This is a genomic window from Salmonella sp. SAL04213, from assembly GCF_046550535.1.
GTDB lineage: Bacteria > Pseudomonadota > Gammaproteobacteria > Enterobacterales > Enterobacteriaceae > Salmonella > Salmonella enterica.
The window spans coordinates 373909-383516 of record NZ_JBGDXS010000001.1; the positions used below are offsets into that span (position 1 = coordinate 373909).

The following is a 9608-nucleotide window of genomic DNA, read 5'->3' on the forward strand; positions in this document are numbered from 1 at the left end:
CCTGCCTGACTCTACTCACATCACTGTTCAGAGTCGCTGCCCATCACAATAGACCGAAACCCAGAGGGATTAACGGCGCGCAATGCCTGGTCTATGGTGAGAAGACCGTTGCCTCGCGGCAGCTATCGACATCACGAATGGCGTCTGTCCACGCCATGCGTAGATTTCACTAGCCCGGTAAACATGGTATTTACATGCATGATTATGCAGCACATACATAACACAGTTTTTTTCTTCCTCGAATGTTTTCGCAAAACAGCAGGTGATTGTCAAAGCAAAACATCGATTTTTAGTACAACATGCCAGTTATTCATTAGAGAGGGCGGTAAACTGTCATTTCGTCACCTTATAAGTTACCGATTTTAATTAAAGTTTGTGATGATAACGCCGCTGTCGCGGTCGTTCATCGGTTCATGCTATTACACATATTGTTAACAAAATCGTTATGCTCTTTTTTTACGTCTGTAAATTCCCTACAATTCTGCTCATTGTCTGCCAACAACTATGGGGATCTCATGGGCACGACCAAACACAGTAAGCTGCTTATTCTGGGCTCAGGACCGGCGGGATATACCGCGGCGGTGTATGCCGCGCGCGCAAATTTACAGCCGGTACTTATTACCGGTATGGAAAAAGGCGGTCAACTGACTACCACGACGGAAGTGGAAAACTGGCCCGGCGATCCAAACGATTTGACCGGCCCGCTGCTAATGGAACGCATGCATGAACATGCGGCAAAATTTGAAACCGAGATAATTTTTGATCACATCAACAAAGTGGATCTGCAAAATCGTCCGTTCCGTCTGACAGGTGACAGCGCAGAGTACACTTGTGATGCGTTGATCATTGCGACCGGCGCTTCCGCGCGCTATCTGGGGCTGCCATCGGAAGAAGCCTTTAAAGGGCGCGGCGTTTCCGCCTGCGCAACCTGCGACGGTTTCTTCTACCGCAATCAGAAAGTGGCGGTGATCGGCGGCGGCAACACCGCGGTTGAAGAAGCGCTTTATCTGTCCAACATCGCTTCGGAAGTGCACCTTATCCATCGCCGTGACGGTTTCCGCGCTGAAAAAATCCTCATTAAGCGCCTGATGGATAAAGTCGAAAATGGCAATATCATTCTGCACACCAACCGGACGCTGGAAGAAGTGACCGGCGATCAGATGGGCGTCACCGGTCTGCGTCTTCGCGACACGCAGCAGAGCGATAATATCGAGACGCTGGACATCGCCGGACTTTTCGTAGCCATCGGTCATAGCCCAAACACGGCGCTCTTCGAAGGCCAGCTTGAGCTGGAAAATGGTTATATCAAAGTTCAGTCCGGCACCCATGGCAACGCCACACAAACCAGCATCCCTGGCGTATTCGCGGCGGGTGACGTTATGGATCATATTTACCGTCAGGCGATCACCTCTGCAGGTACGGGCTGTATGGCGGCGCTGGATGCTGAACGCTATCTCGATGGTCTGGCCGACGCGAGCAAATAGTTTTTACAAATCAGTAACAAAAGTAAAAAAGGCGACTATAAGTCGCCTTTATTTTTGCGTCGTTGTAACATTGCCCTGCCTGAAATTCCAATAACTCACCTGCTAAGCGTGCAATGAATAAAACCCGTCAAAAAGAGCTGACCCGCTGGTTAAAACAGCAAAGCGTAATCTCCCAACGGTGGTTGAATATTTCCCGCCTGTTGGGGTTCATGAGTGGCGTATTAATTGTCGCTCAGGCCTGGATCATGGCGCGTATCCTGCAACATATGATCATGGAGAACATTCCACGGGAAGCGCTGTTGCTCCCTTTTATCCTGCTGATACTGGTCTTTGTCCTCCGCGCCTGGGTGGTGTGGTTGCGCGAGCGCGTCGGTTTTCATGCCGGACAACATATTCGCTTTGAGATCCGCCGTCAGGTGTTGGATCGTCTGCAGCAAGCCGGCCCAGCCTGGATTCAGGGCAAGCCCGCCGGTAGCTGGGCGACGCTGGTGTTGGAACAGATTGACGATATGCATGACTATTATGCGCGCTATCTGCCGCAAATGGCGCTTGCCGTTTGCGTACCGCTCTTAATCGTGGCGGCGATTTTCCCGTCAAATTGGGCGGCGGCGCTGATTCTGCTGGGCACTGCCCCGCTCATTCCCCTATTTATGGCGATGGTGGGGATGGGCGCGGCTGACGCCAACCGCCGCAATTTCCTGGCGCTTGCCCGGCTAAGCGGCCATTTTCTTGACCGTCTGCGCGGGATGGAAACGCTGCGAATTTTCGGTCGTGGAGAAGCGGAAACCGAGAGCATTCGCGCAGCATCGCAGGATTTTCGTCAGCGCACGATGGAAGTACTGCGCCTCGCATTTTTATCTTCCGGCGTGCTGGAATTTTTCACCTCGCTTTCTATTGCGCTGGTCGCCGTTTATTTTGGCTTCTCTTACCTGGGCGAGCTGAACTTTGGTCATTACGGTACCGGTGTGACGCTCGCCGCCGGGTTCCTCGCCTTGATCCTCGCGCCGGAGTTTTTCCAGCCATTACGCGACCTCGGCACGTTTTATCATGCTAAGGCGCAGGCGGTTGGCGCGGCGGATAGTCTGAAGACGTTTCTGGAAACGCCCCTCGCCCACCCGGCGCGCGGCGAAGTTGAGCTGGCGGAAAACGAGCCTGTAACCATTGACGCAGTCAATCTTATTATCACCTCGCCAGAAGGCAAAACGCTTGCCGGGCCGCTGAATTTCTCATTAGCGGCAGGAGAACGCGCCGTCCTGGTAGGACGCAGCGGTTCCGGTAAAAGCTCTCTGTTGAATGTATTATCCGGTTTTCTCTCCTATCAGGGATCTTTGCGTATTAACGGTGTCGAGCTTCGCGATCTCTCGCCGGAATCCTGGCGCCAGCATCTCTCCTGGGTTGGGCAAAACCCGCAATTACCTGCGGCGACGCTACGCGAAAATGTATTACTGGCGCGCCCGGAGGCCAGCGAGCAGGAACTTTATGCCGCGCTTGACGCCGCATGGGTAAGCGAGTTTTTACCGCTGCTGCCGCAAGGAGTAGACACCCCGCTCGGCAATCATGCCAGCAGACTTTCCGTCGGCCAGGCACAGCGTGTAGCGGTCGCCCGTGCGCTACTTAATCCCTGTCAACTGCTACTGCTGGATGAACCGGCGGCAAGCCTGGACGCTCACAGCGAGCAACGCGTCATGCAGGCGTTAAAAGCGGCGTCAAAACGCCAGACCACATTAATGGTGACGCATCAGTTGGAAGATCTCTCCGACTGGGACGCTATCTGGGTTATGCAAGATGGCGCGATTGTCGAACAAGGCAGTTATGCCGAACTCAGCGCCGCCAACGGCGCTTTTGCGACGTTATTGGCTCACCGTCAGGAGGATATTTAAATGCGCGCGCTACTCCCTTATCTGACGCTTTATAAACGCCACAAATGGATGCTAACGCTGGGAATTGCGCTGGCAATCCTGACCCTGCTTGCCAGTATCGGGCTGCTGACGCTTTCCGGCTGGTTCCTGTCCGCGTCCGCTATCGCAGGCTTCGCGGGAATTTACAGTTTTAACTATATGCTCCCGGCGGCCGGCGTGCGCGGCGCGGCCATTACCCGTACCGCTGGTCGTTATTTTGAACGTCTGGTAAGTCATGACGCCACGTTCCGCGTGCTGCAACATCTGCGTATTTATACCTTTAGCAAACTTTTACCGCTCTCCCCCGCGGGTCTGGCGCGATATCAGCAAGGTGAACTGCTGAACCGCATCGTTGCCGACGTCGACACGCTGGACCATCTCTATTTGCGCGTCATCTCCCCGCTGGTCGGCGCTTTTGTAGTGATTATGATTGTCACCCTGGGGCTTAGCGTTCTCGACGTGACGCTGGCGATCACGCTGGGCGGCATTATGCTGTTGACGCTGTTTATTATGCCGCCGGTGTTTTATCGCGCCGGCAAAAATACCGGCCAAAATCTGACGCATCTACGAGGTCAGTATCGCCAACAGCTCACGTCATGGTTACAGGGCCAGGCGGAACTCACCATTTTTGGCGCCAGCAAACGCTATCGGGCGCAAATGGAAGCCACCGAATTACAATGGCATGAGGCCCAACGCCGACAGTCTGAACTAACCGCCTTATCGCAGGCGTTAATGCTGCTGATTGGCGCGCTGGCGGTGATGTTAATGTTGTGGATGGCCTCCGGCGGCGTTGGCGGCAATACGCAGCCCGGCGCGCTCATCGCGCTGTTTGTCTTCTGCGCGCTGGCGGCTTTCGAGGCGCTTGCGCCCGTTACCGGCGCATTCCAGCATCTGGGGCAGGTTATCGCCTCTGCGCTTCGTATCACTGAATTAACGGAGCAAAAACCGGAGGTGACCTTTCCGCAGGCAGAAACTCCCGCGCCGGAAAAGGTCACACTCACCCTGCGGGACGTTTCGTTTCGTTATCCCGACCAGCCGATTAATGCGCTCAATGCCCTCTCATTACAGGCTAATCCTGGCGAGCATGTCGCTATTCTGGGGCGTACCGGCTGCGGAAAATCAACGCTGTTGCAGCTACTCACCCGCGCCTGGGACCCGCAACAAGGCGAAATTCTGCTCAACGATCTTCCGCTATCCTCGCTGAGCGAATCCGCCTTACGCCGGACTATCAGCGTGGTGCCGCAGCGTGTCCACCTGTTCAGCGCCACGCTGCGTGATAATTTATTACTGGCGGCGCCCAATGCCAGCGACGAAGCCCTTTCCGACATGCTGCGTCGCGTCGGCCTCGAAAATCTGCTCGAAGATAGTGGGCTTAATAGCTGGCTCGGCGAAGGCGGTCGCCTGCTATCCGGCGGCGAACTTCGTCGTCTGGCCATCGCCCGCGCGCTGTTGCATGATGCTCCGTTAATGCTGTTGGATGAGCCCACTGAGGGGCTGGATGCGACCACCGAGAGCGAAATGCTGGAATTACTTGCCGATGTGATGCGCGAGAAAACCGTCCTGATGGTGACGCACCGTTTGCGCGGCCTGGCCCGTTTTGATCAAATCATCGTAATGGACGACGGGCGCATCATTGAGCAAGGCACTCATGCAGAATTGTTAGCCGGACAAGGGCGCTATTATCAGTTTAAACAACGTCTGTAAGCTATTATTGAACGATCCGACTTGCGTACTGGAGTTTCGCCGTCATGCGTCTGGTTCAGCTTTCCCGACATTCTATCGCCTTCCCTTCGCCGGAAGGCGCTTTACGCGAGCCTAACGGTTTACTGGCGCTGGGCGGCGATCTCAGCCCTGCCCGGTTGTTAATGGCCTACCAGCACGGGATTTTCCCGTGGTTTTCGCCGGGCGACCCGATTCTGTGGTGGTCGCCCGATCCGCGCGCCGTGCTGTGGCCTGAAAAGTTTCACCTCAGTCGCAGCATGAAGCGCTTTCACAACGCATCCCCTTACCGCGTGACGCTCAATTACGCTTTCGATCGGGTCATTGATGGATGCGCCAATCACCGTGACGAAGGCACCTGGATAACGCGTGGTATTGAGGAAGCCTATCGCCGATTACATGAATTGGGCCACGCGCACTCCATTGAAGTGTGGCGCGATCGGGAACTGGTCGGCGGGATGTATGGCGTCTCGCAGGGGGCGCTGTTTTGCGGCGAATCGATGTTTAGCCGCCAGGAGAATGCCTCTAAAACCGCACTGCTGGTTTTTTGCGCTGAATTTACCCGTCACGGCGGTAAACTTATTGATTGTCAGGTACTTAATAGTCATACCGCCTCGCTCGGCGCCATTGAAATTCCACGTCGTGACTACCTCGATCACCTCGCGGCCTTACGCCAACAGCCGCTGGCCTCCCGTTTTTGGGTGCCGCGGACATTATTTTTGCCCCGGAAGTGAATGTTTTCGGCACATTTTTTATTGGGGTGTTATAATTGCTGCCGCAGAATTGGTTTAGCTCATTATCCCGCAGCCCGTTGTCAGGTAACGCCCATCGTTTATTTCACCGTTCCCTTATATGTTGCGCTTATGTCGATACATCAGGCGGTAGTATCAGGGAAAAGGTGTATAACGCGGCGTTGTCGTGTGTCGCGGAATCATGTGCTAAACCTGGTTTGCTGTGTTTTAAACGCACAAATCTTTACTTATCAAAAGAAGTTCGGCATTATCTTGCCGGTTCAAATTATGGTAGTGATACCCCAGAGGATTAGATGGCCAAAGAAGACAATATTGAAATGCAAGGTACCGTTCTCGAAACGTTACCTAATACCATGTTCCGCGTAGAGTTAGAAAACGGTCACGTGGTTACTGCACACATCTCCGGTAAAATGCGTAAGAACTACATCCGCATCCTGACGGGCGACAAAGTGACCGTTGAGCTGACCCCGTACGACCTGAGCAAAGGCCGCATTGTCTTCCGTAGTCGCTAATTGTCTCCTCACGCCCTGAAGGGCGGCTGGATAAAAGGTCGGTTTAACCGGCCTTTTTTGCGTCCATTAAGTCGATGAATGACGAGCAGGTTACTCTTCCACCATCCGCGCATACTCTTCCGTCAAAAAATCGACCAACGCGCGTACGGAAGGTAATAATCCTCGCCGGGATGGGAACACAGCATGAATAACCTCCCGCCGGGGCTCCCACTCTTCCAGCACCGCGACCAGTTCACCGGCGGCCAGTTGTTCTTTCACCATTAAGACAGGTAACTGCACAAGCCCCACGCCCGCCATCGCCGCCTCGCGTAGCGCCAACATGTCGGTGGTAATCATACGCGGGGTAAAATGGACTTCCGCACGCGCGCCCTGCGGGCCGTAAAGTTCCCAGCGGTGGATATGCTTGCCGGATGCAAGACTTAGCCCTGGCCAATGGCTCAACTCCGCCGGCGCGGAAGGGATTCCCATCCGTGCGATAAGATCCGGGCTGGCAAACAGGCGATGCCCTCTGTCAGCCAGGACGCGCATCACCAGGTCGCTATCCTCAAACGGGCGCGGCCTGACGCGAATCGCCACATCCACCCCCTCCCCTACGACGTCCACCCGACGATTGGTTGCTTCAAGCTGTAGCGAAACATCAGGATAACGCGCCATAAATTTCGCCAGCATTGGGCCGATGTGTACATGCAGCAGCGTCACCGGGCAGGTCAGCTTCACGATACCGCGAGGCTCTACCTGCAATGCGGCAATGGCATCCTGCGCCGCCTGAGCTTCCACCAGCATCGCTTTACAGTGCTCATAGAATGTTTGCCCCACTTCGGTAACGTTAAACTGCCGGGTGGTTCGCTGAATCAATCGCACGCCCAGCCGTTCCTCCAGTTGCGCAATACGCCGGCTCAGTTTTGATTTTGGTTCATCAAGCGCACGCCCCGCCGCGGCAAACCCACCCTCTTCGACCACATGCACAAACCACGCAAAATCATTGAGATCCGTTTTTATCATTACATTGTCCTATTAATGGAACGGTATGAGCCATTTTAGCCACTACCGAACCTTTTGTCATGAATATAAGCTTATTCACATCAAGACAACGCCACTGAGGAGAACACCATGAAACAGATTACAGGCGTCTATACCGCACCTCGCCCGCACTGGGTTGGCGATGGATTTCCGGTTCGTTCACTCTTTTCTTATCAGTCACATGCGCAGCAGTTGAGTCCATTCCTGCTGCTGGATTATGCCGGGCCGCACACCTTTACGCCGGGTAATGAAAAACGCGGCGTTGGGGAGCATCCACACCGCGGTTTCGAGACCGTGACGATTGTTTATAGTGGCGAAGTCGAGCATCGGGACTCTACCGGTCGCGGCGGCGTTATCGGCCCGGGCGACGTTCAGTGGATGACCGCAGGCGCAGGCATTTTGCATGAAGAGTTCCATTCCGACGCGTTTACCCGTCGGGGCGGCGAACTGGAAATGGTGCAGTTGTGGGTTAACCTTCCAATGAAGGACAAAATGACCACCCCGGGTTATCAAAGCATTACCCACGATGTTATCCCGACCGTTACGTTGCCGGATGACGCCGGAGTCGTGCGGGTCATCGCAGGGCGTTATGAAGAGACAAAAGGCCCGGCGCACACTTTCTCGCCGCTCAATGTCTGGGATATGCGCCTGCAACGCAATCGCCAGCTTACATTGGCACAGCCGGAAGGATGGAGCACCGCGCTGGTGGTACTGAAAGGCAATATCACGGTGAACGGCACGACGCCGGTCAACGAAGCGCAACTGGTGGTGTTGAGCCAGCAAGGGAAAACGCTGCACCTTGAGGCCAGCAGCGACGCCAGCGTATTGCTGTTATCAGGCGAGCCGCTGAATGAACCGATTGTGGGTTACGGCCCATTTGTTATGAACACGAAACAAGAGATCGCAGAAGCAGTCCGCGATTTCAACTCCGGCCGTTTTGGCCAAATCTGAAAACATGAAGGAGAACACGATGTCAAGTCCTGCTAATTTTAATGGTTTGCGCCCGGTAATTGATGTTAACGATTCCGTGATGCTTTTAATCGATCATCAAAGCGGTCTTTTCCAGACCGTAGGCGATATGCCAATGCCGGAATTACGCGCTCGCGCCGCGGCGTTGGCGAAGATGGCGACGTTAGCGAAAATGCCGGTCATTACCACGGCATCCGTACCGCAAGGTCCGAACGGCCCGCTGATCCCGGAGATCCACGCTAATGCGCCACATGCGCAGTACATTGCGCGCAAAGGTGAAATTAACGCCTGGGATAACGAAGATTTCGTTAAGGCGGTAAAAGCGACGGGTCGTAAGACGCTGATCATTGCCGGGACGATTACCAGCGTGTGTATGGCATTCCCGGCCATTAGCGCGGTAGCGGAAGGTTATAAGGTATTTGCCGTGATCGACGCATCCGGTACCTACAGTAAGATGGCGCAGGAGATCACCCTGGCGCGTATCGTACAGGCTGGCGTCGTACCGATGGATACTGCCGCAGTCGCCTCTGAGCTGCAAGGCACCTGGAACCGTGAAGACGCCGCCGCGTGGGCCGACGTTTATACTCAGGTATTCCCGGCCTATCAACTGCTGATCGAAAGCTACAGCAAAGCGCAGGATGTGGTGAAAAACAACGAAATGTTGGATTCACAGCGCTAATTTGCCTCCCCGCGCCAGTTTGGGCGGGGATTATGTCTATTGCATGAGCAAACGACAGTGAATATGTAAATTCTGCTTGACCGTTTTAGCGCAACTCCCTATAGTAGCGCCCCGTTGCCCCCCAAGTGGTCAGGCAGCAATACAATATGGTGAGGTGTCCGAGTGGCTGAAGGAGCACGCCTGGAAAGTGTGTATACGGCAACGTATCGGGGGTTCGAATCCCCCCCTCACCGCCATATTCAAGTTGAGAGCCTGTACAGAAGTACGGGCTTTTTGCTTATATGTATCCCCCAAACCAAGGGGGGATGAGAACCACCGACCGGGGTTCGACAACTGGCGCAGCCAGTTGGACAGACCGGGCGCGCAGCGAACGGGCTGCCCCGAAGGGGCGAGCAAAGCGAGTCAATCCCCCCCTCACCGCCATATTTAAGAAAGAGCTCGTACGAATGTACGGGCTTTTTTCACATAAAGCCACCCTACAGGGGGGATGAGAACACCCGACCGGGGTTCGACAACTGGCGCAGCCAGTTGGACAGACCGGGCGCGCAGCGAACGGGCTGCCCCGAAGGGGCGAG

General features: G+C 54.8%; 8 protein-coding genes and 1 tRNA gene. 8 read left to right on the forward strand and 1 reads right to left on the reverse strand.

The features are described 5' to 3' along the window. Nucleotides 1–515: 515 nt before the first annotated feature. The 5 genes from trxB to infA all read left to right on the forward strand — a co-directional run bounded on the left by trxB (nucleotide 516) and on the right by infA (nucleotide 6365). Nucleotides 516–1484, forward strand: a complete 969-nt coding sequence (trxB, locus tag ACLJPQ_RS01860; RefSeq protein ID WP_000537406.1) for a thioredoxin-disulfide reductase — start codon at nucleotides 516–518, stop codon at nucleotides 1482–1484. 113 nt (nucleotides 1485–1597) lie between these two features. Continuing rightward, nucleotides 1598–3364, forward strand: coding sequence for a heme ABC transporter permease/ATP-binding protein CydD (gene cydD / locus ACLJPQ_RS01865; RefSeq protein ID WP_080185200.1), 1767 nt, complete (start codon nucleotides 1598–1600; stop codon nucleotides 3362–3364). Further along, complete coding sequence (gene cydC, locus ACLJPQ_RS01870; RefSeq protein WP_001202256.1) at nucleotides 3365–5086, forward strand: heme ABC transporter ATP-binding protein/permease CydC; 1722 nt, start codon at nucleotides 3365–3367, stop codon at nucleotides 5084–5086. Between the two features lie 44 nt (nucleotides 5087–5130). Beyond that, nucleotides 5131–5835 (forward strand): leucyl/phenylalanyl-tRNA--protein transferase, encoded by a 705-nt coding sequence (gene aat, locus ACLJPQ_RS01875; protein ID WP_001241650.1) that lies wholly within the window; start codon nucleotides 5131–5133, stop codon nucleotides 5833–5835. Between the two features lie 311 nt (nucleotides 5836–6146). After that, on the forward strand, nucleotides 6147–6365 hold the full coding sequence (gene infA / locus ACLJPQ_RS01880) for a translation initiation factor IF-1 (protein ID WP_001040187.1): 219 nt from the start codon (nucleotides 6147–6149) through the stop codon (nucleotides 6363–6365). Nucleotides 6366–6455: 90 nt separating this feature from the next. Here infA and ACLJPQ_RS01885 read toward each other — a convergent pair whose 3' ends face one another. Further along, complete coding sequence (locus tag ACLJPQ_RS01885; RefSeq protein WP_000597928.1) at nucleotides 6456–7367, reverse strand: LysR family transcriptional regulator; 912 nt, start codon at nucleotides 7365–7367, stop codon at nucleotides 6456–6458. 108 nt (nucleotides 7368–7475) lie between these two features. Here ACLJPQ_RS01885 and ACLJPQ_RS01890 point away from each other — a divergent pair, with 108 nt between their 5' ends. From ACLJPQ_RS01890 to ACLJPQ_RS01900, 3 genes are all read left to right on the forward strand, one after another. Continuing rightward, entirely contained in the window at nucleotides 7476–8336 is an 861-nt protein-coding gene (locus ACLJPQ_RS01890; protein ID WP_000809969.1) for a pirin family protein, read from the forward strand. 19 nt (nucleotides 8337–8355) lie between these two features. Continuing rightward, nucleotides 8356–9033 (forward strand): hydrolase, encoded by a 678-nt coding sequence (locus tag ACLJPQ_RS01895; protein WP_000097893.1) that lies wholly within the window; start codon nucleotides 8356–8358, stop codon nucleotides 9031–9033. 148 nt (nucleotides 9034–9181) lie between these two features. Further along, a tRNA-Ser gene (locus ACLJPQ_RS01900) sits at nucleotides 9182–9269 on the forward strand. Nucleotides 9270–9608: the final 339 nt, after the last annotated feature.

Coding starts and splice junctions, on each gene's coding strand:
- infA (WP_001040187.1), top strand. CDS start 6,147: ATGGCCAAAGAAGACAATATTGAAATGCAAGGTACCGTTCTCGAAACG.
- cydD (WP_080185200.1), top strand. CDS start 1,598: ATGAATAAAACCCGTCAAAAAGAGCTGACCCGCTGGTTAAAACAGCAA.
- ACLJPQ_RS01890 (WP_000809969.1), top strand. CDS start 7,476: ATGAAACAGATTACAGGCGTCTATACCGCACCTCGCCCGCACTGGGTT.
- trxB (WP_000537406.1), top strand. CDS start 516: ATGGGCACGACCAAACACAGTAAGCTGCTTATTCTGGGCTCAGGACCG.
- ACLJPQ_RS01895 (WP_000097893.1), top strand. CDS start 8,356: ATGTCAAGTCCTGCTAATTTTAATGGTTTGCGCCCGGTAATTGATGTT.
- ACLJPQ_RS01885 (WP_000597928.1), bottom strand. CDS start 7,367: ATGATAAAAACGGATCTCAATGATTTTGCGTGGTTTGTGCATGTGGTC.
- aat (WP_001241650.1), top strand. CDS start 5,131: ATGCGTCTGGTTCAGCTTTCCCGACATTCTATCGCCTTCCCTTCGCCG.
- cydC (WP_001202256.1), top strand. CDS start 3,365: ATGCGCGCGCTACTCCCTTATCTGACGCTTTATAAACGCCACAAATGG.